This is a genomic window from Streptomyces albospinus, from assembly GCF_014648695.1.
Taxonomy (GTDB): Bacteria; Actinomycetota; Actinomycetes; order Streptomycetales; family Streptomycetaceae; genus Streptomyces; species Streptomyces albospinus.
In genome coordinates this window covers 178,871-200,907 of sequence record NZ_BMRP01000014.1, presented here as the reverse complement: position 1 = coordinate 200,907, position 22,037 = coordinate 178,871, and the positions used below count along the sequence as shown (strand labels likewise).

Here is a 22,037-nt window from a genome sequence, read left to right as displayed (position 1 = left end):
TCGCGGCCTCACGCATGATGGGTACATGGCCAACGTCATCGACATCACCGGGCTGCCGCCGGAGCGCATCGTCTTCGCACCCTCCCCGTTGGCGGAGCTGGGCGCGGCGCTGCACGCGCTGTCCGAGCCGGCGCACCACCCCGGGCTGCACGGCTGGGTCACCGCGACCAACGCGGGGCTGAAGACCGACCTCGCCGACCGGTTGTGCGAGGCGGACTTCCTGTGGCGGTCCGCCCGTTCGGACATCCTGCTGCCCGCCCGCCCGGGGGCGACGCTGGCCGAGGATCTCGACGAGCTCGACAAGATCGACGACGAGCCGTTCGTGGCCGCCGTCTTCGAGATCACCTGTTCGCCGGCATACACCCGCCTCACGCCGTCGCCCCTGGTCGACGAGGGTGAACGGGCCCGCGTACGGGAGATGGCGGCGGCGCGCGGCCCACGGCAGGCGGGGTTCACGGACCGGATGCTGACCGACCCGGACAGGCTGCGGGTGTGGTTGCGGCGGCTGTTCGAGGACTGCGAGGACGCGTTCTTCGGGGACATCTGGCGGCGGGTGGGTATCCAGCTGGCTGCGGACGCCCGGCACAAGACCGAATTGCTGCGGCGCAAGGGCCTGGCCGAAACGCTCCACGCGACCTCGCGGGCGCTTTCGCTGGATGAGGCGCAGGACGGCAGCGGCGGCACCCGGATCCTGGTCGACAAGCTCGCCATCGGGCGGACGACGGCGTTCGCCAGCCCCGGGGATCCCGGGGTCACCTTCCTGCCGACGTCGTTCGGCTGGCCTCATCTGCTGTTCAGCCACGCCGCCGGCTGGCGTCCGGTGCTTCAATATCCGGTTGCCAGCCCGGAGTTGCCCGCAGCCGCCACGTTGGAGCTCGTCCAGCAGCGGCTGGAGGCACTCAGCCATCCGATGCGGATGCGGCTCTGTCGGTCGCTGTCACGGGGGCCGCATACGACCGGGGAGCTGGCGACCGCATTCGGCATTACGGCGCCCGAGGTGTCGCGGCATGTCGCGGTACTGAAGAAGGCCGGGCTGCTCCAGACGCGGCGCCGCGGGCGTTATGTGCTGCACCAGCTGGACCTGCAGATGGTGGCCCGGCTGGGCAGCGATTTCCTTGAGGGCGTGCTGCGCTGAGGCCACAGCACATGGACGCATGTCATGCGTGGACGCACACAACGCATGGACGCACATGATGCGTGAACGCACATGATGCATCGCGGCCCTCATGCGTTGGCGCCATGGCGCATCGAGGGAAGCTGAGGGAAATCGGGGGGAGTCGAGGGAAGTCGGGGGGAGTTGGGGGAAGGAGCCGCGGCCACCCCCTCCGTTCTCGTCACCGCCCGTCTCGTGCCCTCCTACGCCCCCGCGCCCCCGGCCCGCACCAGGCCCGTCTCGTACGCGAGCACCACTGCCTGGACCCGGTCCCGCAGGCTCAGCTTGGTGAGGATCCGGCCCACGTGGGTCTTCACCGTCGCCTCGGACAGCACCAGCCGCGCTGCGATCTCGCCGTTCGACAGTCCCTGCGCGACCAGCAGCAGCACCTCCCGCTCACGGTCCGTCAGCCGCTCCAGTTCGGGGCGCACCGGCTCGGCGGAGGTGGCGGGCAGCATCGGCGTGAAGCGGTCGAGGAGGCGGCGGGTGGTGGACGGCGCGACCACCGCGTCGCCGCTGTGCACCGACCGGATCGCGGCGAGCAGCTCGCTCGGCGGCACGTCCTTGAGCATGAATCCGCTGGCTCCGGCCTTCAGCGCGGAGAAGGCGTACTCGTCGAGGTCGAAGGTGGTCAGGATGAGGACCTTCGGAGCACCTTCCTGCTGACCGCCAGCGCAGATCCGGCGGGTGGCCTCCACCCCGTCGAGCTGCGGCATCCGGACGTCCATGAGGATCACGTCGACCTCGGTCCCGCGCAGCACCTCCAGCGCCTGCGCCCCGTTCCCCGCCTCGGCGACGACCTCCATGTCGGGCTGCGCGGCCAGCACCATCCGGAAGCCGGTGCGCAGCAGCACCTGGTCGTCGACGAGCATCACGCGGATGGTCATGGCAGGGGGATCCCTTCACGGGTCGGTCGGCTGGGGCGTAGCGGGGGTGTGGCGTGGGGGGCGAGGTCAGGCGGGGTACGGGGACTGGGCGGCGGGGCGTGATCACCGCCCGGCTTTGAGGGGCAGCAGGGCGCTGACCCGGAAGCCGCCGCCCGGCCGCGGGCCCGCGTCGAGGATGCCACCGACCATGCCGACCCGCTCGCGCATGCCGATGAGCCCGTGCCCGAGGCCGTCCGCGCCGCCCTCCTCGTAGAGCTCGTGCTGCGCGCCCCGGCCGTCGTCCTCGACCAGCAGGTCCACGTCGTCGTCCTGGTAGGCGAGGCGGACGGTGGCGTTGACGCCGGGGCCGCCGTGCTTGCGGGCGTTCGTGAGCGCTTCCTGGACGATGCGGTACGCGGTCAGCTCGACGCTGCTGGGCAGGGAGCGCGGCTCGCCGACCACCCGGAAGTCGACCGGCAGTCCGGCGCCGCGCACCTGGTCGATGAGGTCGGCGAGCTGCTCCACCCCTGGCTGGGGTACGTACTCGCCGCCCTCGGTCTGCTCGCCGGTGCGGAGCACGCCCAGCAGCCGGCGCATCTCGGCCAGCGCCTGGCGTCCGGTGCCGGAGATCGTCTCCAGTGCCTGCCGGGCCTGGTCGGGCGCGGCGTCGAGGACGTATGCGGCGCCGTCGGCCTGGACGACCATCACCGAGACGTTGTGCGCGACGACGTCGTGCAGTTCGCGGGCGATCCGGGCGCGCTCGGCGGCGACCGCGATCCGGGACTGGGCCTCGCGCTCCTTCTCCAGGCGGGCGGCCTTCTCCTCCAGTTGTGCCCAGTAGGCGCGGCGGGTGCGTACGGAGTCGCCGAGCACCCATGCCAGGACGAAGGGCACGGTGAGCAGCACCAGGAAGAACAGCGTCGCCCACAGCGGCAGTTTGGCGGGGCTTTCCCGGTAGCGCAGCTGAGAGAGGACGGGGGCGACGAACGCGCCGGCGAGGGCGAAGCGGGAGGCCCAGCGGCGGGCGGACGTCTCGGAGGCAACGGTGTAGATGATCACGAGCATCGCGAAGTCGCCCGGGTTGGGCGTGACGTCCGCGAGGAGTTGGCCGACGCCTATGGCGGCGGTCAGCAGCAGCATCTTGACCGGGTACTTGCGGCGCAGCGCGATGACCAGGCAGAGGCCGATGGTGAAGGCCGCGGCGGGGATCTGCTCCCGGGGGCCGCGCAGGGAGACGACCCACATGCTGGTGAACCCGAAGAGGAGGACGGACCAGAAGGTGTCCACTCCCGTCGGGTGCCTGCGGAAGAAGTCATAGAGGCGCTGCACGTAACCCAGCGTAGGCAGCGTGGATAGGTGCAGGAGTCAACCGGAGGGGCGATCCTTTTCCGTGAGCCCTACTCCCCAAGGTGGAGGCCGTATGCGCCATTGTGTCGGCCTCGGGGTCGGTCCGTGGCGACGCCGTGGAGCCGAAGGCCGCGCCGGCTGCCCCGGCAGGCCCGCCACCAGGCGTTTCTCCACCCGCGCCGCCCCGACGGTGAGATGACCGCGCATACCGTGGGTTGACAGCCCGTACCGTTGTGCAGTCGACGCACGGGTGGCGTGTGCAGAACGAGGAATGTGAGGACGTGGCGAAAGCGGAACGGCACGGCCGGCCGGACGGGGCGATCGGCGACGACCGCCCCGGTGCGCGGCGGGCGGCAGCGGGCGATCAGCACCAGGCGGCCGGTCGACAAGCGGCAGCGGGCGGTCAGCACCAGGCGGCCGGTCACCAGGCGGCCGGCGACTGGCGCGGCTGGCGGGAGGCGACCGAGCAGGCGCTGTACGGCCCCGGCGGCTTCTACACCCGGCCCGGCGGCCCCGGCCCCGCGGGCCATTTCCGTACCTCCGTCCATGCCTCCCCGCTGTACGCCGGCGCCGTCGCCACCCTCCTCCGCCGTGTCGACGCCGCGCTCGGGCAGCCGGACGAGCTGGCGTTGATCGATGTGGGCGCGGGCCGCGGTGAGCTGCTGAGCGGGGTGCTGGACGCACTGCCCCAGGAGGTGGGCGCGCGGCTGCGCCCGTACGCCGTCGAGCGCGCCGACCGCCCCCCGGGCCTGGATCCGCGGATCACCTGGCGCGCCGAGCTGCCCGCGCCGGGCTCGCTCACCGGCCTGCTGTTCGCCAACGAATGGCTCGACAACGTGCCGGTCGACGTCGTCGAGACCGATGCGGACGGCGTCCCGCGCCGGGTCCTCGTACGGGCCGACGGCACCGAGCGGCTGGGCGAACCGGTCGCCGGCCCGGACGCGGAATGGCTCGCCCGCTGGTGGCCGGAGGCCGCGCCGGAGGCTGCCGCCACCGCCCCCTCCCCCGGGCTGCGCGCCGAGATCGGCCGCCCCCGGGACGCCGCTTGGGCGCGCGCCGTCCGTACGCTCCGCGCCGGGCTCGCCGTCGCCGCCGACTATGCGCACCGGCGCGCCGACCGGCCGCTGTTCGGCACCCTCGCCGGCTTCCGCGAGGGCCGCGAGGTGCGCCCGGTCCCGGACGGAGGCTGCGACATCACCGCGCATGTCGCCCTGGACGCCTGCGCCGGACCGGGGGCCGAGCAGCTGACCCAGCGGGCCGCGCTGCACGCCCTGGGCGTGTCCGGCCGGCGCCCGCCGCTGTCCCTGGCCACCGCCGACCCCACCGGGTACGTACGGGCCCTCAGCTCGGCCGGCGCCGCCGCGGAACTGACCGATCCGGCGGGGCTGGGCGGCTTCGGCTGGCTCCTGGAGCCGGTCGGCGCGGCCTGCGCCGGGCTGCTCACCAGGGGCGTTGCCTGAGGCCGCGCGCCCCCAGGGGGCGGCCGGTCCCGGCACCCCTCAGCCGCCGCACCGCGCCCCGGCCCTGCGACACTGTCCCCATGACGGAGACGACGGTCGGCATCGGCGGCGCGGCGGAGAGCACCGACATGGTGCTGAACATCGGCCCGCAGCACCCCTCCACGCACGGCGTGCTGCGGCTGCGCCTCGTGCTGGACGGCGAGCGCATCCAGCACGCCGAGCCGGTGATCGGCTATATGCACCGCGGTGCCGAGAAGCTCTTCGAGGCACGCGACTACCGCCAGATCATCATGCTCGCCAACCGCCACGACTGGCTGTCGGCGTTCTCCAATGAGCTGGGCGTGGTCCTCGGCGTCGAGCGGATGCTCGGCATGGAGGTGCCCGAGCGCGCCGTCTGGACGCGCACGCTGCTCGCCGAGCTGAACCGCGTCCTGAACCACCTGATGTTCCTCGGCTCCTATCCCCTGGAGCTGGGCGGCATCACCCCGGTGTTCTACGCCTTCCGGGAGCGCGAGGAGCTCCAGACCGTCATGGAGGAGATCTCCGGCGGCCGGATGCACTACATGTTCAACCGCGTCGGCGGCCTCAAGGAGGACCTGCCGGCCGGCTGGCTCGGCCGCGCCCGGCAGGCCGTCGCCGACGTCCGCTCCCGTATGGACGTCTTCGACAACCTGGTCCTGGGCAACGAGATCTTCCGCGGCCGTACCCGCGGCATCGGCGTGCTCGCCCGCGAGACGGTGCACGCGTACGGCGTCTCCGGGCCGATCGCCCGCGCGTCCGGCGTCGACTTCGACCTGCGGCGCGACGAGCCGTATCTCGCGTACGGGGATCTGAGGTCCACGCTCAAGGTCGTCACCAGGGAGGAGGGCGACTGCCTGGCCCGCTTCGAGTGTCTGCTGGAGCAGGCCCACAACTCCCTCGACCTCGCCGACGCCTGCCTGGACCGCATCGCGGAGCTGCCGCCCGGCCCGATCAACCAGCGGCTCCCCAAGGTCCTCAAGGCCCCCGAGGGCACGACCTACGCCTGGACCGAGAACCCGCTCGGCATCAACGGCTACTACCTCGTCTCCAAGGGCGAGAAGACCCCGTACCGCCTCAAGCTCCGCTCCGCGTCGTACAACAACATCCAGGCGCTGACGGAGCTGCTGCCGGGCACCCTGGTCGCCGACATGGTGGCCATCCTGGGGTCGCTGTTCTTCGTGGTCGGGGACATCGACAAGTAGGCGGGCGCGGTAAGTAGGCGGTCGGCGGACGCGGTAAGTAGGCGGGCGCGGTTGGCGCGGCGGGCCCGTGCGGCGGATCGTGAACAGTGCGCGCGGCACGTCGTGTAGACGTGAAGACGCCGGGCACGTCGGATGCGTAAGACACATCAGCCGCGTCAGATACGTCAGTTACGTCAGGCGCGGCCGGCACGGCAGACGCACCAGGCCACGGCAGGCGAACGCTTCGGGGCCGTCCACAAGCTGTGGACGGCCCCGAAGCGTGTGACGGTGTGCTCGTGTCCGCCGCCGTCAGGAGATCGCGCTGCGCAGTTCGGCGAGATCGAGCTGCTCGGTCTCGTCGTGTGCGGTGAGGTCGATGACCTCACCGGCGCCGTGGGTCGTCTCCCCGTCGGCGGCCGGGGCGTCCGCCGCTGCGCCGTCCGCCGCGGCCCCGTCGGCGTCCTCCGCCGGACGGGCCGCCTCGGCCCCATCGGTCGCATCGGCCCCATCGGTCGCATCGGCGGTACGCGCCGTACGAGCCTCCTCAGCAGCCTCCGCACGGGCCGCACGGGCCTCGGCGCGGGCCGACTGCTCCGCCACGGCCTCGTCGCCGACGACGTCCGCCAGGTCGTCCTCCAGCGGCGCGGTCAGCTGCCGGGGCGAGACGGTCGCGTTGCCGAAGAAGTCGAAGCCGCCCAGCGTGCGGGAGACGGTCGGGCGGGGCGGTGCGATGGCAGCGGCGGCGGCCGGTACCGGGCGGAGCGCCAGGCCACCGGGAGTGGTGGTCCTACGGGTGACGCGCGCGTCACCGCCCGTACGCTGCGCGACCGCCGCCTCGGGCTTCCCCTGGCCGGCCGCCTCGGGCTTCCCCTGACCCGACTCGCCGTCCTGCCCGGCCTTGGCGTGCCGGCCGCCCGGTGCCTTCGCCGGCGCCTGGACCGGAGCCTGGGCCCGGCGCTGCGGCCGGGACGGCGACTGCCGGTTCCTGACGTCCTCGCGCTGCCGGGCCGCGTTGCCGGCCAGCCGGCACAGCGCGCGGTCCGCCTCCGCGAACGTGGCGGTTCTCCGGGCCGGAGCCCGGTCCGCACCGTCCGACGGCTCGCGCCGGGCCGGAATCAGATTCCCTCCGGACACCGGCTCCTTGACCGTGCCCGCCGCCTTGGCCCGGGCCTTGGCCCCGTCGGCGCCGTCGGCGTTGACCGCCTCCGCGCCGTCGGCGTTGCCGTTGGCGTTGGTCCCGTCCGCGGTGTCCGGGGTGCCGGCCTCGATGGCGAGCAGCCGGCGGCCCTCCAGGGCGCTGGCGCGCTCGGTCTCGGCGGTGGCGTAACGGCGCAGCAGCTCGGCGTGTTCGCTGCGCAGCCGGGCCAATTCGGCGCGCTTGGCGCGGAGTTTGGTGTCCAGGGCGGCGCGGATCTCGCGCGACTCCTCGACATCCGTTTCGAGCTCGGCTATCCGCTCCTCGGTGCGCCACTCGTCGCGCGCCCGGGCACGGGTGAGGTCGGCGACCCGCTTGCCGGCCTTGCGGTCCCAGGTCCGCAGGAGTACGGCCCCGGTGACCGCGGCCGCCGCGGCCCCGGCGGCGAGCACCCGTTGCACGAGGTCGTCGCCGACGAACCACGCGCCCGCGGCGCAGGCAATTGACGCACCGGCGACCGTCGATGGAGGAAGCAGCCGGTGGAGGGGTGGTGAATGGCGGTGGCGTCCTCGTGACATGGCCAGAAACTTACCGTGCGTGCGGGACCTATGGGGCCCTGCATGCCAATCCGTTTCCCGCTGGTTACTTCTTGACCAGCCCCTTGGACTCCAAATATGCCTGCGCTACATCCGCGGGCTTGAGACGCTCGGCATCGACCTTGCGGTTCAAGTTGATCAAGTCCTCGGTCGTCAGCACACTCGTGAGCTTGCCGAGAGCGGTCTCGATCTCCTTGTCACCGGCTCTCTTGGCATTCACCACCGGCAGCACATTGTCGGCGTTCTGGAGCTTCTTGTCGTCCTCCAGAAGCACCAGCCCGAAGTTGTCGAGGGTGGCGTCCGTGGTCGTGGTGAGCACCAGTTGGTCGGTGCCGTCCTTGACCGCCTGCTTGGCCTGCGGGGTCCCTACGCCCTTGGGGTCGAGGGCCGCGATGTCGATGCCGTAGGTCTTCTCCAGGCCCGGCTTGCAGAACACCCGCGTCTCGCACTCCTCACCCGACGCGAGTTTGATCTTCTGCTGGGATCTGCCGAGGTCGGAGAGGGTCTTGAGCTTGTACTGGGCGGCGAATTCCTTGGTGACCGCGAACGCGTTCTGGTCCGTGGCCCTGCCCACCGCCAGCACCTTCAGACCGCGCGGCTCGGCGAGTGCCTTGAGCGCCGCCACCGACTTGTCGATGTCGCCGGACGCGACGGGCTTCGCCTTGGGGCCGTTCTTCTTGGCGTTGAGGAATTCCGCGAGGGTGGAGGCATATTCCGGCACGACATCGATCTGGCCCTTCTCCAGGGCCGGCTCATACAGCTCGCGATTGGCCAGCGTCTGCACGCGTGCGTGGTAACCGGCATCGTCGAGGATCCTGGAATAGATCTCGGCGAGCACCTTTGACTCGGTGAAACCGGCCGAGCCGACGACGATCTCCCCCTTCCCGCCGCCGTTGCCCTTGCCGCCGCCCTTCTCCTCCAGGCTCTTGCCGCACGCGGCCAGACCGGCCGCCAGCGCCATCACCGTTCCCGCGACAACCGCGGTGCGCGCCACGCGCGACGTGCTGTTCATGGAATTCACCATTCCGTTCGTTCGGATCCAGTCGGTCGATACATGTCGGGTCGGTGCCGGGATCGCTGCCGGGCTCGTGTGCGGCGGCGGACTCGGGTCGTACGGTGGCCGCCGTACGGTGCGGCACGGGTGCGGTACGGGTGCGGTACGGGTGCGGTACGGGTGCGGTACGGGTGCGGTACGGGTGCGGTACGGGTGCGGTACGGGTGCGCTGCGGCGGGGCCGCCGGCGCAGCACGGCACACCGGCCGCTCCCGTCAGGCAGGTTTCCGCACCGCGGCCACCTCCTCGCCGCCGGTCTGCCCATCCCCGCCTGCGCCACCGTCGGTACGGGCCTCCTCGGCACCGTCAAGACGCCCTGCACCACGGCTGGTTGGACCCTCGCCTCCGGTGCGCGGGCCCTTCGCCCCGCGCCGCCGTCCCCGCATCGGATCGCAGCCCCGGTCCACCAGCACCAGCGCCCCCTCCACCGTCAGCGCGAGCACTGCCACCAGCACCGCCCCGGCGACCACCTGCGCGGTGTCGTAGTTGCCGAACCCCGCGGTGATGATGCGGCCCAGACCCCCGCCGCCGGCCAGGGCGGCCAGGGTCGCCGTGGCGACCACCTGGACCGCGGCCGAGCGCAGCCCCGTCATGATCAGCGGGTAGGCGAGCGGTATCTCGACCCGCAGCAGGAGCTGCGGCCCCGACATGCCCATCCCGCGCGCCGCCTCGACCACATCGCGATCCGCCTCCCGCATGCCCAGATAGGCGTTGGTCAGCAGCGGCGGCACCGCGAACAGCACCAGCGCGATGATCGTCGGCCAGTCGCCGTGCGTCCCCAGAGGACTCAGCGTCAGCAGCACCAGCACCGCGAACGTCGGCACCGCGCGCCCCACGTTGGAGAGATTGACCGCCAGCGCCCCGCCCTTGCCGAGGTGCCCCAGCCAGAGCGCCACCGGCAGGGCTATCAGGCAGGAGATCAGCAGGCACAGCCCGCTGAGGTAGAGGTGCTCGCCGAGGCGGTGCCACACCCCTTTCTCCCCGGCCCAGTTGGCGGCCGTCGTCAGCCACTGCCAGGCACCCGTGATCGCGTCCACCGCTCACCCCACCGCCTTCGCCGCGCCCGCCGTGCGCCGCAACCGGCCCCCGGCCCGCGCCCGCCCCCGCGTCCACGGCGTCAGCAGCCGCTGAAGGCCCATCAGCAGCAGATCGGCCACGAGCGCGAGCAGCACGCACAGCACCGACGCCGTCAGCACTTCGGCCTTGAAGAAGCCCTCCATACCGCTGGCTATGAGATTGCCCAGCCCGCCGTACCCGACGACCGAGCCGATGGTCGTCATCGCCACCGTCGAGACCGTGGCGATCCGCAGGCCGGCCACCAACGCGGGCAGTGCGAGCGGGAGTTCCACTTCGAACAGCAGCCGCGCGGAGCCGTACCCCATCCCGCGCGCCGCCTCCCGCACCTCGGCGGGGACCGCCTCCAGGCCGGCGAGGATGTTGCGCACCAGGATCGTCAGCGAATACATCACCAGACCCGTGACGACCACGGCGGGCGAGACGCCGAACACCGGGGTCAGCAGCGCGAACATCGCCAGCGACGGCACCGTGTACAGCACCGTCGTCAGCCCCAGCACCGGGCCCGCGGCACCCCTCCGGCGCCGGGCCAGCAGCGCCAGCGGAAAGGCGACCAGCAGCCCGATGAGCACGGACACGACCGTGATACCGACATGCTGGACCGTGGCGTCCACCAACTCCTGGCTCCGGGTGCGCAGATACTCACCGCAGATCCAGTCGTTCGCCTCCAGGCAGCTCGGCCCGCGGCCCGACGCCATGCTCCGGGCACCTGTCAGCACGCTCGCCGCAGCCGTCGCACTCGACGCCACGTCCACCCGTCGTCACCTCCCCCGCCCCGCTCGCTCACATTTTTGGTGACTGTCTGCGACCCTATCCCCCGCCACTGACAATCGGCCCGGCCCGGTGCCCACTCGCAACACCCCGTTCACGCCCGGCCCCGTGCGATCTGTACACAATGGGCCGTCGACACAGGGGGGAACCTTGATCCGCTTCGAGCACGTCACCAAGCGCTACGCCGACGGCACCACGGCCGTCGACGACCTCTCCTTCGAGGTCGCCGAGGGCGAACTCATCACCCTCGTAGGCCCGTCGGGCTGCGGCAAGACCACGACCATGAAGATGGTGAACCGGCTCATCGAGCCCACCGGCGGCCGTATCCTCGTCGACGGCGAGGACATCGCCGCCGCCGACCCCGTCGAACTGCGCCGCCGCATCGGCTATGTCATCCAGCAGGTCGGGCTCTTCCCCCACAAGACCGTCCTGGACAACACCGCCACCGTCCCGCACCTCCTCGGGCACCCCCGCAAGAAGGCCCGCGCCCGCGCCGCCGAACTCCTCGACCTGGTCGGCCTGGACCCGTCGGTGTACGGCGACCGGTATCCGGACCAGCTCTCCGGCGGCCAGCGCCAGCGCGTCGGCGTCGCCCGCGCGCTCGCCGCCGACCCGCCCGTGCTGCTGATGGACGAGCCCTTCGGCGCGGTCGACCCGGTGGTCCGCGAGCACCTCCAGAACGAGTTCCTGCGGCTCCAGTCGACGCTCCACAAGACGGTGCTGTTCGTCACCCACGACATCGAGGAGGCGGTCCGGCTCGGCGACCGCATCGCCGTCTACGGTGCCGGACGCATCGAGCAGCTGGACACCCCGGCGACCGTCCTGGGCGCCCCGGCCACCCCGTACACCGCGGAGTTCGTCGGCGCCGACCGCGGTCTCAAGCGCCTCTCGGTCACCCCCGTCGAAGCCGCCGACCTCGAAGAACCGCCGGTGGTCCGCGTGGACGACCCTGCCGGACGGGCCGCCGACCGGCTCGCCGCCGCCGGCGCCCCCTGGGCGGTCGTCCTGGGCGCCGACGGATCCCCCTACGGCTGGGTCCCGGCCACCGCCCTCACGGGCACCGGCGAAGAACCCGCCCCGCAGGACGCCACCGTCCGCACGCACGCCCGCCGGATGGACGCCTGGCTGCCGCTCGGGGCGCCGCTGCGGCAGGCTCTCAGCACGATGCTCCAGCACGACGCCGGGTGGATCGCGGTCCGCGACGGCGACCGTCACCTGGGCGTCCTCACCCCTGCCCGGCTGCACTCCGCGCTGCGCCGCGCCACCACCGCGGACGCCTCCGGGACCTCGCGCGGCGAGATCGCCCTCGACACGGTCCCGGGAGCCGGCGCGCCCCTGTAGGCCGACGCGACCCCGTAGGCCGACGCGGTCCCAGGGGCCCGATCCGGGGAACGGATACGGCCCCGGGGCCCGACCTGACTAGGGCGCTTCTGACGGCTCTTGAAGCCGTATCCCGCCCAGAAACGGATGCGCCTGGCGAGGCAACCGGCGCCTCATGAGGCGCCCCGCGCCAAGCCGATCGATTAACCGGCAGCAGACCAAGAACCATCAGAAGCGCCCTGGGCTCCGGGGCGGCGCCGAGGCGATCCGCGCCGATACGCCGGCGGTTACGCCCGCGCCGCCCCCGGGCCGTCGTCGTCGCCGTCGCCGCCCTCCGGCAGCTTGCAGACCCGCTCCAGGAACATCGCCGCGGCGACCACCGCCGCGCCGGCCAGCACCGACAGCCCGGCGTAGATCGCCTGGGCGCGGCGCGGACCGATGTCCGTCCCGGAGAGCAGCAGGAAGACCCCGACCCCGCCGTACAGCCCGGCGACCAGGGACGCCACCAGCGCGCTCGCCTGACCGCAGATCACCGCACGGGCGGCCATCAGCGGATCGATGCCCTTCGCGCCCGGCCGCCGCTCCCGCTGGGCCCGCAGCCCCGACCGGATCGAGAACGCCATGGCGGCCAGCACGACGGCGATCAGCGCCAGCACGATCGGCGCCGCCACCGGCACACCGGGCAGCGACCCGAAGGAGTCCCACAGCCGGGCGCCCGCCCAGGCCAGGATCCCGGCCACCAAGAACAGCACGACCAGCACCTTGATCCGTAGCTGCTTCACCGAGCGATCGCCCCTCGTACCGTTCCGGCCATCCCTGCCGCGATGGCCCCGTCTGCCGTCCTGGGCCACACCTGCCGGTATGGCCGCCGAATCCGTCCCGTCCGCGCGCATCGACGCGGCACCGCACCGGGCGCACGCATCAGTAGATCAGCGCACCCCGGCATCCTGCCGCGTCGTCGCCGTACGCGACCGACCCGCAACCCTAACGACTACTCCGGCAGCCGCAGTTCCAGGTCCGTCCGACGGGTCACGCCGTCGCTGCCGACGGCCGACAGCAGCGCGGCCACCGCACCGCGCCCCGGAACCTCCGCCGCCGGGTCGATGTCGTGCCACGGCACCAGGACGAACGCCCGCTCATGGGCGCGCGGGTGCGGCAGCGTCAGCCGGGGGTCCTGGGAGACCACGTCCTGGTAGGCGAGGATGTCCACGTCGATCGTGCGCGGCCCCCAGCGCTCGTCCCGCACTCGCTCGAAGGCTTCCTCGATGGCGTGCCCGCGCTCCAGAAGGGACTCCGGCGGCAGCGTCGTCTTGATCAGGACCACCGCGTTGAAATACGACGGCTGCGAACCGGGGTCGACGCCCCACGGCTCGGTCTCGTACACCGGCGAGACGGCCTTGACCCGCAGTCCGGGGGTGTCCTCCAGCGCGTCCACGGCACCCTGGAGGGTCTCCAGGCGGTTGCCGAGATTGCTGCCCAGCGAGATCACGGCGCGCTTGGGGTTGGAGAGCGTCACATCGGCCGCGTCCACCTGCTCCACCACGGAGGCGGGCACCGGCTGGACGGTCGGGTCGCCGAGGTGGTCGGCGGGGCGGGACGCGGTGGCGCCGCCGGGCGTGGGAGTGGGGTGGCGGGTGGGTTTCATACTCGACTCCGAGTGATGGTGATGGTCACGTCATCGAAGGGGACGGTGATCGGTGCGTCCGGCTTGTGGACCACCACCTCCACCTCGTGCACCCCCTCGTGCTTCAGGCACTGGTCGGCGATGCGCTCCGCCAGGGTCTCGATGAGGTCGACGGGCTCGCCTTCGACGACGGCCACCACCTCCTCGGCGACGATGCCGTAGTGGACGGTCTTCCCGAGATCGTCGGATGCCGCAGCCGGGCGGGTGTCCAGGCCGAGGACCAGGTCCACGATGAAGGTCTGGCCTTCCTCGCGTTCCCGGGGGAACACCCCGTGGTGCCCTCGGGCCTTCAGCCCACGCAGCGCGACACGATCCACGCGAATCACTCCCACTGGTCCGGCGGCACCTCTGGCGCCACTGTTCGTCGGATTCCGGGCAGCCACCAGATTCGTCCGGCAGCGCTGCCCTGTTCGAATCTACCTGCGAGCACCGACATTGCTCGCCCATGGGGGCTATGGACAAGGCCCCGTCCTACTGCTAGGCCGTGTCGCGCAGGCGGCCCGGCGTGAGAGCGGGAGATCGTCCGCGCGCCTCTTACCCGCGATCTCCTGCCCCACCCCTACCCGTACGGCACTTGGCTCGAACGGGTGCGCCCAGACCGTGCGCTGACGCCGGATACCGGCGTTCGGCCGGGTGCCGGGCGCCCGCGCCTGTGCATCCGCTCACATGGCGCCCGAGGGGCCGTTCTCCTCGCTCTCGTCGTCGTCCTCGTCCTCGTCGTCCTCGCGGTCCGCCAGCACCGGCGACCCGTGGTGCGACCAGACCCGCCAGCCGTCCTCCGTGCGCTTGAACACGTTGGTCGCCACGACCAACTGGCCGATCAGCGGGCCCACCGAGCCGTCGTCCTCGGCCGGGCCGCCGCTGAGGATGTTCTCCGTGCACGTCACCAGGGCGGTGTCACCGATGACGTCGATCTCCACATCCGTCAGGAAGAACTGGATGTACTCGGTGTTCGCCATGATCAGCGCGTACGAGCGGAGCACCTCCCCGCGCCCGCGCAGCACCGGCCACCCCGGGTGGACCACGCTCACCTGACCGTCCAGCCACAGCTCGGACAGCGCCTCGTGATCTCCGCGCTCGATGGTCTCGTACAGCGTGGTGTTCGCCTGCTCGACCAGCTCGATGTCCGTCCGTGGGCCCAAGCCGCTCACTTCGTCCCCGTCGTGTTCGCCGTCGTACCGCTCGCCACACCCGCACCGGACGCACCGGTGCTCCCGGCGGCCCCGGCCGCCTCCGCCGCCTCCGCCGCTTCCGCCGCGCCCTCAACGGCGCGGGCCACCCGCACCGCGTCCGCGCTCGCCCTGACCTCGTGCACCCGCACCGCCCAGGCCCCCTCTCGCGCCACGATCGCCGACACCGCCGCGGTCGCGGCATCGCGCTCCCGGGCCGGCGGTGGAGCGGCACCCTCGCCGCCTGCCAGCACCCTGCCCAGGAACCGTTTTCTCGAAGCGGCCACCAGCAGCGGCCGGCCAAGGGCCCGCAGCCGCGGCAGGTCGGCCACCAGCGCAAGGTCGTGCCCGGCGTCCTTGGCGAAGCCCAGGCCCGGGTCGATGATGATCCGCTCCGGGTCGATGCCGCCGGCGACCGCGCGCTCCATGCTCCGCGCCAGCTCGTCGACGACCTCGCCGACGACGTCCGCGTAGACCGCGCGGTTGTTCATGTCGATGGACTGGCCGCGCCAGTGCATCACCACGAACGGGACGTGGTGGGAGGCGACCACCGGCACCATGTCCGGGTCCGCGGCGCCCCCGCTCACGTCGTTGACCAGACACGCCCCGGCCTCCACGGCCTCCTCGGCGACCGAGGCGCGCATCGTGTCGACGGAGACCACGACGCCGGCCGCGGCCAGCTCCCGGACCACCGGGACGACCCGGCGCAGCTCCTCGCCCTCGTCCACCCGGGCCGCGCCGGGGCGGGTCGACTCGCCGCCGACGTCCACCATGTCGGCGCCCTGCGCCACCAGGTCCAGACCGTGTTTGACGGCGAGTTCGGTGTCGAACCACAGACCGCCGTCGGAGAACGAATCGGGCGTCACATTCACGACGCCCATCACCGCGCAGCGGTCCCAGTCCGGCAGTCCGGCCACCCGGCCACGCAAGGTACTCATGGCACCAGCGTAGGCCGTGTGCCGACCGGCCGGATTGGCGCCGCCGACTGGGCGGATCTCCCGTGGGGCGGGCCCGTCGCGCGATCCCGCCCGGTCCGCCACACGATCCACCGCACGGGATGCCGCTACGCGACCTTCTCCAGCGCGCCGGCCGCCGGCACGCTCTGCTCCTCATGGGCGCACGGCCGCGGCTCGGGAGCGTTCCTGCGGCGCAGCGCGCGCGGCAGGCCCAGCTCCAGATAGCCCTCGGCCTGGAGCGCCGCGAGGCCGATCCGCGGGATGTCCCGGCTGTTGCGGAAGACCACGAAACGCGGCTCCCAGCGTGGCTGGAACTTGTCGTTGAACTTGTAGAGCGACTCGATCTGGTACCAGCGGGACAGGAAGATCAGCATCGCCCGCCAGCCTCGGAGGACGGGCCCCGCGCCCAGCTTCTCGCCGCGCTCCAGGGAGGAGCGGAAGACCGCGAAGTTCAGCGACACCTGCTTGATCCCGAGGTCCGGCGCCGCCTGGAGCGCCGCGACGATCAGCAGCTCGTTCATCCCGGGGTCCGCGCCGCGGTCCCGCCGCATCAGCTCCAGGGAGATCCCGTCCCGGCCCCACGGCACGAAGTGCTGCATGGCCTTCAGGTCCCCGTACGGCCCGGCGTCCTCGCCCTCGGCGGGTGCCAGGTGCGCGGTGGCGATCACCGCGTCGCCGTCGGCCTCCGCGTCGATCCGGCCCAGCGCCATGGAGAAGCCGCGCTCGGTGTCGGTGTCCCGCCAGGCGTTCGCGGCCTTCTGGATCCGCTCCAGCTCCTCGGGCTCCAGATCGCGCACCCGCCGTACCCGGGTCTCGTAGCCGTTGCGCTCGATGCGCTTGACCATCTGCCGGACGTTGCGCATCGCGCGCCCGGAGAGGGTGAAGTCGGCGACGTCCACGATCGCCTCGTCGCCCAGCTCCAGCGCGTCCATGCCGGTCTCCCGGGTCCACACCTGGCCGCCGGTCTCGCTGCACCCGGTGACCGCCGGGGTCCAGGAGTGCGCCCGCGCCTCCTCCATGAAGCGCTCGATGGCGCCCGGCCACGCCTCGACGTCCCCGATCGGGTCGCCGCTGGCGAGCATCACGCCGGAGATCACCCGGTAGCAGACCGCGGCCTTGCCGGACGGGGAGAAGACCGCGCCCTTGTCCCGGCGCAGCGCGAAGTAGCCGAGCGAGTCCCGGCCGCCGTGCCTGGCCAGCAGCTCCCGCAGCCGCTGCTCGTCCTCGTCCGTCAGCCGGGCCGCGGGGTGCTCGGGGCGGAAGGCGAGGTACGCGGTGGTGGCGGCGGTCAGCAGACCGAGTGCGCCGAGGGAGTAACCGACGGTGTAGTCAACGCCGTTGGTGTAGCTGACGGGGCCCTCGAAGCCGACGAGGCCCCAGAGAACGTGTTCGGCGCGCTCCCAGAAGGAGGGCGAGCCGACGATCTTGTGCGGGTGGGAGCTGACGATCACCATGCCGATGCCGAAACCGGCGCTGCCGAGGACGACGAGGTTGGCCACCGCCTTCCAGCGGCTGCGCGGGTCGGGCAGGGCCGCGAATTCCCGGCGGTGCCACAGCAGGAACACCAGCAGCGCCAGCGAGAGCACCGCTCCGAAAACGGAGTGGCGATACACCAGCTGAGCGGCGATCCCGAAGGGGAGCAGCGCCACCGCCGCGCCCCACGCCCGCCGCTTGCGGCGCTTGAGCCCGTGGGCCAGAAGGAGCAGGAGAATGCCGACGACAAGAGAAGCGGACACCGCCAGCGGGCTCACCGCGCCCGGCAGCACCTCGGCCACCGCGTGCACCCGGCTGTACCGGAAGCGTGGGAAGATACCGGCCACCAGATTCAGCAGCCCGACCACCACGCCGGCCGTCCCGACGAGTCCTGGTACTGTCTCGGGCCGCGGGCCGCGGAGCCAGCGTGGCGCACGCCACGCAACCTTCTCCGACTTTTCGCCATCTAGCCTGTCAGACATCACTTTCCCGTCGCCCCGGTCGAGAGAACGTGCGAGCCTAGTCGCAGCATCTGGACTTTTGCGCCCTCTATGACGGCGTCTCAGGGCTCGGGGTTCCACTTGCGGTACGGATGGCCCGGCCGCCCGGAAGAAAGCACCACATGGGTCTCACCAGCAAGAAAGTGCTGCTTCTTGCCATCCTCTTCGCGGTGGCACTGTTCGCCCTCACGGTCTGGCTGTGGCCGCGGCTGTCCAAGGGGAACTGGCGCGCGGTGCTCGGCCGGATCGGGCTGCTCTTCGCCACACAGATCTCGCTCTTCGCGGCGATCGGCCTGTTCGCGAACAACATGTTCGGTTTCTACGCCTCCTGGGCCGACCTCTTCGGCCAGGAGCAGCAGCCCGGCGTGGTCACCAACTACAAGTCCGGCCCGAACGGCACCAACCTGAAGCTGCTGGGCAACGAGCGCCTCAGCATCCAGGGCGCCTCGATGCCGACCACCGCCGGCCGGCTCGACAAGGTGCTGATCCGCGGCCACAAGTCCAAGATCGCCAGCCCGGCGTACGTCTACCTGCCGCCGCAGTACTTCCAGGAGCGCTACGCGAGGAAGAAGTTCCCCGCGGCGGTGATCCTCACCGGCTACCCGGGCACCGCCGAGGCGCTCTACAAGAAGCTGCACTACCCGCAGACCCAGTTCGACCTGCTGCGGCAGCAGGGCATGCAGCCGACCGTCCTCGTGATGATGCGGCCCACCGTCGCCCCGCCCCGGGACACCGAGTGCGTGGACATACCGCGCGGCCCGCAGACCGAGACGTTCTTCACCCAGGACCTGCGCCACAGCCTCTCCAGCGAGTACCGCATCGGCAAGGACGCCAAGAGCTGGGGCATCATGGGCGACTCCACCGGCGGCTACTGCGCCCTGAAGATGACCATGCGCCACCCCAACGCGTTCTCCACGGCGGTCGCCCTCTCCGGTGACTACAAGGCGCCCATCGACACCACCACCGGCGACCTCTTCGGCGGCAGCGCCCAGCTGAAGCGGGAGAACGACCTCCTGTGGCGGCAGAAGCACCTGCCCGGCCCCCCGGTGAACCTGCTGGTTACCAGCAGCAGGCACGGCGAGGGCAACTACAAGAACACGCTCAAGTTCATCGAGGGCACCAAGTCGCCGTCCCGCGTCTCGTCGATCATCCTCGACAGCGGCGGCCACAACTTCAACACCTGGCGCCGGGAGATCCCCGCCGCCCTCCAGTGGATGGGCAACCGCCTCTCGGTCTGACCCGACAGCCGAAAGCGGCCCGGTCCCGCAGCACACGCTGCGGGACCGGGCCGCTTCTCGTTCGCCGTACGGGCCCCGGCGCGACCAGGGCGCGGGTCGCGGGGCCTCGGGACGCTAGCGCGCCAGTATCAGGCTCATCGCCTCGGCGCGCGTCGCCGGATCGCGGAGCTGGCCGCGCACCGCGGAGGTCGTCGTCTTGGCACCCGGCTTCCGCACCCCGCGCATGGTCATGCACATGTGCTCGCACTCGATGACCACGATCACCCCGCGCGGCTCCAGGATCTCCATCAGCGAGTCCGCGATCTGCGTCGTCAGCCGCTCCTGGACCTGCGGGCGCCGGGCGAACACATCGACCAGCCGGGCCAGCTTGGACAGCCCGGTGATCTTCCCGTCGGTGGACGGGATGTAGCCGACGTGGGCCACTCCGACGAACGGGACGAGGTGGTGCTCGCAGTTCGAGACCACCTCGATGCCCTTGACCAGCACCATCTCGTCATGGCCGATGTCGAAGGTGGTGGTCAGCACATCCTCGGGCTTCTGCCACAGACCGGCGAACAGCTCCTTGTACGCCCGTGCCACGCGCGCCGGCGTCTCCAGCAGGCCCTCGCGGTCCGGGTCCTCGCCCACCGCGATGAGCAGCTCGCGGACGGCGTTCTCGGCGCGCTTCTCGTCAAACGTGCCGATCTTGCTGTCGACGTCCAGCGTCACAGGGTCCGTCATTGGTGCCTCGTTCCTTCTGCGCCCGCTCGAAAACGCGGAGTGCCGCGCCCCCAGGCTAAACCTGGTGGGCGCGGCACGTATTCCAGGGCCCGGGCGGGCCGCCGGGCTCAGCTCTCGGGACGCCGGTCCTCGGGGGCCTCCGCCTTTTCCGTCGAAACGGTGCCGGACGCCGCCGCCACGGAGCCGTTGGCCGGGGCCAGCTCCTTCGGCGACAGCACCGGCGGGCGGGTCGAGGGCGTACGGCGCGAGGAGCCGGTCCACGCCGGGCGGGCCGGGCGCTTGACGATGTGCTTGAAGAGTTCGGCGATCTCCTCCTTGTTGAGCGTCTCCTTCTCCAGGAGCGTCAGCACGAGGTTGTCGAGCACATCGCGGTTCTCGACCAGGATCTCCCACGCCTCGTTGTGCGCGGTCTCGATCAGCTTCTTGACTTCCTCGTCGACCAGCGCGGCGACCTCTTCCGAGTAGTCGCGCTGGTGACCCATCTCACGGCCCAGGAACGGCTCGGAGTTGTCCGTGCCGAACTTGATCGCGCCGAGCCGCTCGGTCATGCCGTACTGCGTGACCATCGCGCGGGCCGTCGCGGTCGCCTTCTCGATGTCGTTCGCGGCGCCCGTGGTCGGGTCGTGGAAGACCAGCTCCTCCGCCGCTCGGCCACCCAGCATGTACGCCAGCTGGTCGAGCATCTCGTTGCGGGTGGTGGAGTACTTGTCCTCGTCGGGCAGGACCATGGTGTAGCCCAGGGCCCGGCCGCGGGACAGGATCGTGATCTTGTGGACCGGGTCGGAGTTCGGCGAAGCCGCCGCGACCAGGGCGTGTCCGCCCTCGTGGTACGCGGTGATCTTCTTCTCCTTCTCGGACATGATCCGGGTCCGCTTCTGCGGTCCGGCCACGACGCGGTCGATCGCCTCGTCCAGGAAGTGGTTGTTGATCAGCTTCTCGTCGCTCCGGGCCGTCAGCAGCGCGGCCTCGTTGAGGACGTTGGACAGATCGGCACCGGTGAAGCCGGGGGTGCGCTTGGCGACGGCCGAGAGGTCGACGTCCGGCGCGACCGGCTTGCCCTTCTGGTGGACCTTGAGGATCTCCAGACGGCCCTGGAGGTCCGGGCGGTCGACGGCGATCTGCCGGTCGAACCGGCCCGGGCGCAGCAGCGCCGGGTCGAGGATGTCCGGGCGGTTCGTGGCGGCGATCAGGATCACGCCGCCCTTCACGTCGAAGCCGTCCATCTCGACGAGGAGCTGGTTCAGGGTCTGCTCGCGCTCGTCGTGGCCGCCGCCGAGGCCCGCACCGCGGTGCCGGCCGACGGCGTCGATCTCGTCGACGAAGACGATCGCCGGGGCGTTCGCCTTGGCCTGCTCGAAGAGGTCGCGGACCCGGGAGGCACCGACACCGACGAACATCTCGACGAAGTCGGAGCCGGAGATCGAGTAGAACGGGACGCCGGCCTCGCCCGCGACGGCGCGCGCGAGCAGCGTCTTGCCCGTACCGGGCGGACCGTACAGCAGCACACCCTTGGGGATCTTGGCGCCGACGGCCTGGAACTTCGCCGGGTCCTGGAGGAATTCCTTGATCTCGTGGAGTTCCTCGACGGCCTCGTCGGATCCCGCGACGTCCGCGAAGGTCGTCTTGGGGGTGTCCTTGGTGATCAGCTTCGCCTTCGACTTGCCGAAGTTCATCACCCGGGAGCCGCCGCCCTGCACCTGGTTCATCACGATCAGGATGCCGATGGGCAGGAGGATGAAGGGCAGCAGCGAGATCAGCACGCCGACGAACGGGTTCTGCTTCGACGGGGAGACGGTGTACCCGTCCTTGATCTCGCCGGTCTGGTACTTGGCCTGCAAATTCTTGGCGATGTCGACGCCCTGGTCGCCGATGTAGCTCGCCTGGATCTTGTTGGAGCCGTCGATCTTGTTGTTGCCCGACAGCTCGATCTTGATCTTGTTCTCGTCGCCGGTGGTCAGCTCGGCGGATTTCACCTTGTTGTCAGCGATCGCCTTGACGACCTGACCGGTGTCCACCGTCTTGTAACCGCCGGACGAGCCGACGACCTGCATCAACACGACCACGGCGAGGACGGCCAGCACGATCCACATGACCGGCCCACGGAAGTATCGCTTCACGTCCATCCATACGGAGCCGCTTGAGGCCCCGTCCCTCCTGCCACAGTGAGGCACAACGCCCTCGGGAGGGCTGGTCGTGCGTACGGTGTTTTACTGGCCCGAAAACAGACTGCCTTCGGACGGTACCCCAGCATTGTCACCCGGCGCCTGCGCCGACAGTGAACAATGAAGCCGAGGAATCCCCTCTTCCTGCTCCAACGGCG

General features: G+C 71.4%; 19 protein-coding genes. 5 read left to right on the top strand and 14 right to left on the bottom strand.

The features are described from left to right. The first annotated feature begins 25 nt into the window (after positions 1-25). Positions 26-1,135, top strand: a complete 1,110-nt coding sequence (locus IEZ17_RS20885; RefSeq protein WP_189302314.1) for a DUF5937 family protein — start codon at positions 26-28, stop codon at positions 1,133-1,135. Between the two features lie 221 nt (positions 1,136-1,356). On the opposite strand, the gene IEZ17_RS20880 is transcribed toward IEZ17_RS20885, so the two are convergent. Both IEZ17_RS20880 and IEZ17_RS20875 read right to left on the bottom strand, forming a co-directional pair. Further along, the gene (locus IEZ17_RS20880) at positions 1,357-2,040 is read right to left on the bottom strand and encodes a response regulator (protein WP_189302312.1); all 684 of its coding nucleotides are present in this window, start codon (positions 2,038-2,040) and stop codon (positions 1,357-1,359) included. A 102-nt stretch (positions 2,041-2,142) separates the two neighbouring features. Then, on the bottom strand, positions 2,143-3,348 hold the full coding sequence (locus IEZ17_RS20875) for a sensor histidine kinase (protein ID WP_189302310.1): 1,206 nt from the start codon (positions 3,346-3,348) through the stop codon (positions 2,143-2,145). Between the two features lie 491 nt (positions 3,349-3,839). Between IEZ17_RS20875 and IEZ17_RS20870 the strand changes: the two genes are divergently transcribed. After that, complete coding sequence (locus tag IEZ17_RS20870) at positions 3,840-4,826, top strand: SAM-dependent methyltransferase (RefSeq protein WP_229852460.1); 987 nt, start codon at positions 3,840-3,842, stop codon at positions 4,824-4,826. An 80-nt stretch (positions 4,827-4,906) separates the two neighbouring features. Continuing rightward, a complete protein-coding gene (locus IEZ17_RS20865; RefSeq protein ID WP_189302308.1) occupies positions 4,907-6,049 on the top strand; it encodes an NADH-quinone oxidoreductase subunit D in 1,143 nt (380 codons plus the stop codon). A gap of 288 nt (positions 6,050-6,337) precedes the next feature. Here IEZ17_RS20865 and IEZ17_RS20860 read toward each other — a convergent pair whose 3' ends face one another. The 4 genes from IEZ17_RS20860 to IEZ17_RS20845 all read right to left on the bottom strand — a co-directional run bounded on the left by IEZ17_RS20860 (position 6,338) and on the right by IEZ17_RS20845 (position 10,584). Further along, on the bottom strand, positions 6,338-7,615 hold the full coding sequence (locus IEZ17_RS20860) for a hypothetical protein (protein WP_373299882.1): 1,278 nt from the start codon (positions 7,613-7,615) through the stop codon (positions 6,338-6,340). 190 nt (positions 7,616-7,805) lie between these two features. Further along, positions 7,806-8,771: an ABC transporter substrate-binding protein gene (locus IEZ17_RS20855; protein ID WP_189302305.1), complete on the bottom strand. Its 966-nt coding sequence runs from the start codon at positions 8,769-8,771 to the stop codon at positions 7,806-7,808. A 256-nt stretch (positions 8,772-9,027) separates the two neighbouring features. Beyond that, the gene (locus tag IEZ17_RS20850; protein WP_229852452.1) at positions 9,028-9,849 is read right to left on the bottom strand and encodes an ABC transporter permease; all 822 of its coding nucleotides are present in this window, start codon (positions 9,847-9,849) and stop codon (positions 9,028-9,030) included. A gap of 3 nt (positions 9,850-9,852) precedes the next feature. After that, positions 9,853-10,584, bottom strand: a complete 732-nt coding sequence (locus IEZ17_RS20845) for an ABC transporter permease (protein WP_189302303.1) — start codon at positions 10,582-10,584, stop codon at positions 9,853-9,855. Positions 10,585-10,807: 223 nt separating this feature from the next. Here IEZ17_RS20845 and IEZ17_RS20840 point away from each other — a divergent pair, with 223 nt between their 5' ends. Then, positions 10,808-11,998, top strand: coding sequence for an ABC transporter ATP-binding protein (locus IEZ17_RS20840; protein WP_189302301.1), 1,191 nt, complete (start codon positions 10,808-10,810; stop codon positions 11,996-11,998). Positions 11,999-12,264: 266 nt separating this feature from the next. Here IEZ17_RS20840 and IEZ17_RS20835 read toward each other — a convergent pair whose 3' ends face one another. The 6 genes from IEZ17_RS20835 to IEZ17_RS20810 all read right to left on the bottom strand — a co-directional run bounded on the left by IEZ17_RS20835 (position 12,265) and on the right by IEZ17_RS20810 (position 17,741). Further along, positions 12,265-12,759 carry a DUF3180 domain-containing protein gene (locus tag IEZ17_RS20835; RefSeq protein WP_189302299.1) on the bottom strand — a complete coding sequence of 165 codons (495 nt, stop codon included), beginning with the start codon at positions 12,757-12,759 and terminating at the stop codon, positions 12,265-12,267. A 209-nt stretch (positions 12,760-12,968) separates the two neighbouring features. Continuing rightward, positions 12,969-13,622, bottom strand: a complete 654-nt coding sequence (gene folK, locus IEZ17_RS20830) for a 2-amino-4-hydroxy-6-hydroxymethyldihydropteridine diphosphokinase (RefSeq protein ID WP_229852450.1) — start codon at positions 13,620-13,622, stop codon at positions 12,969-12,971. Beyond that, entirely contained in the window at positions 13,619-13,978 is a 360-nt protein-coding gene (gene folB / locus IEZ17_RS20825; RefSeq protein WP_189302297.1) for a dihydroneopterin aldolase, read from the bottom strand. Before folB ends, folK begins: the two co-directional genes overlap by 4 nt. A gap of 345 nt (positions 13,979-14,323) precedes the next feature. Then, complete coding sequence (locus tag IEZ17_RS20820) at positions 14,324-14,803, bottom strand: nuclear transport factor 2 family protein (protein WP_189302295.1); 480 nt, start codon at positions 14,801-14,803, stop codon at positions 14,324-14,326. A gap of 5 nt (positions 14,804-14,808) precedes the next feature. Next, positions 14,809-15,768: a dihydropteroate synthase gene (gene folP, locus IEZ17_RS20815; RefSeq protein WP_229852449.1), complete on the bottom strand. Its 960-nt coding sequence runs from the start codon at positions 15,766-15,768 to the stop codon at positions 14,809-14,811. 125 nt (positions 15,769-15,893) lie between these two features. Next, the gene (locus IEZ17_RS20810) at positions 15,894-17,741 is read right to left on the bottom strand and encodes a phosphatidylglycerol lysyltransferase domain-containing protein (RefSeq protein ID WP_189302294.1); all 1,848 of its coding nucleotides are present in this window, start codon (positions 17,739-17,741) and stop codon (positions 15,894-15,896) included. A gap of 140 nt (positions 17,742-17,881) precedes the next feature. Between IEZ17_RS20810 and IEZ17_RS20805 the strand changes: the two genes are divergently transcribed. Continuing rightward, positions 17,882-18,997: an alpha/beta hydrolase gene (locus IEZ17_RS20805; RefSeq protein ID WP_189302292.1), complete on the top strand. Its 1,116-nt coding sequence runs from the start codon at positions 17,882-17,884 to the stop codon at positions 18,995-18,997. A gap of 114 nt (positions 18,998-19,111) precedes the next feature. On the opposite strand, the gene folE is transcribed toward IEZ17_RS20805, so the two are convergent. Both folE and ftsH read right to left on the bottom strand, forming a co-directional pair. Beyond that, on the bottom strand, positions 19,112-19,717 hold the full coding sequence (gene folE, locus IEZ17_RS20800) for a GTP cyclohydrolase I FolE (protein ID WP_189302290.1): 606 nt from the start codon (positions 19,715-19,717) through the stop codon (positions 19,112-19,114). A 107-nt stretch (positions 19,718-19,824) separates the two neighbouring features. Then, positions 19,825-21,840 (bottom strand): ATP-dependent zinc metalloprotease FtsH, encoded by a 2,016-nt coding sequence (gene ftsH, locus IEZ17_RS20795; protein ID WP_189302288.1) that lies wholly within the window; start codon positions 21,838-21,840, stop codon positions 19,825-19,827. Positions 21,841-22,037: the final 197 nt, after the last annotated feature.

Coding starts and splice junctions, on each gene's coding strand:
- IEZ17_RS20885 (WP_189302314.1), top strand. CDS start 26: ATGGCCAACGTCATCGACATCACCGGGCTGCCGCCGGAGCGCATCGTC.
- IEZ17_RS20880 (WP_189302312.1), bottom strand. CDS start 2,040: ATGACCATCCGCGTGATGCTCGTCGACGACCAGGTGCTGCTGCGCACC.
- IEZ17_RS20865 (WP_189302308.1), top strand. CDS start 4,907: ATGACGGAGACGACGGTCGGCATCGGCGGCGCGGCGGAGAGCACCGAC.
- IEZ17_RS20855 (WP_189302305.1), bottom strand. CDS start 8,771: ATGAACAGCACGTCGCGCGTGGCGCGCACCGCGGTTGTCGCGGGAACG.
- IEZ17_RS20845 (WP_189302303.1), bottom strand. CDS start 10,584: ATGGCGTCGGGCCGCGGGCCGAGCTGCCTGGAGGCGAACGACTGGATC.
- folK (WP_229852450.1), bottom strand. CDS start 13,622: ATGAAACCCACCCGCCACCCCACTCCCACGCCCGGCGGCGCCACCGCG.
- folP (WP_229852449.1), bottom strand. CDS start 15,768: ATGAGTACCTTGCGTGGCCGGGTGGCCGGACTGCCGGACTGGGACCGC.
- IEZ17_RS20810 (WP_189302294.1), bottom strand. CDS start 17,741: ATGTCTGACAGGCTAGATGGCGAAAAGTCGGAGAAGGTTGCGTGGCGT.
- IEZ17_RS20805 (WP_189302292.1), top strand. CDS start 17,882: ATGGGTCTCACCAGCAAGAAAGTGCTGCTTCTTGCCATCCTCTTCGCG.
- folE (WP_189302290.1), bottom strand. CDS start 19,717: ATGACGGACCCTGTGACGCTGGACGTCGACAGCAAGATCGGCACGTTT.
- ftsH (WP_189302288.1), bottom strand. CDS start 21,840: ATGGACGTGAAGCGATACTTCCGTGGGCCGGTCATGTGGATCGTGCTG.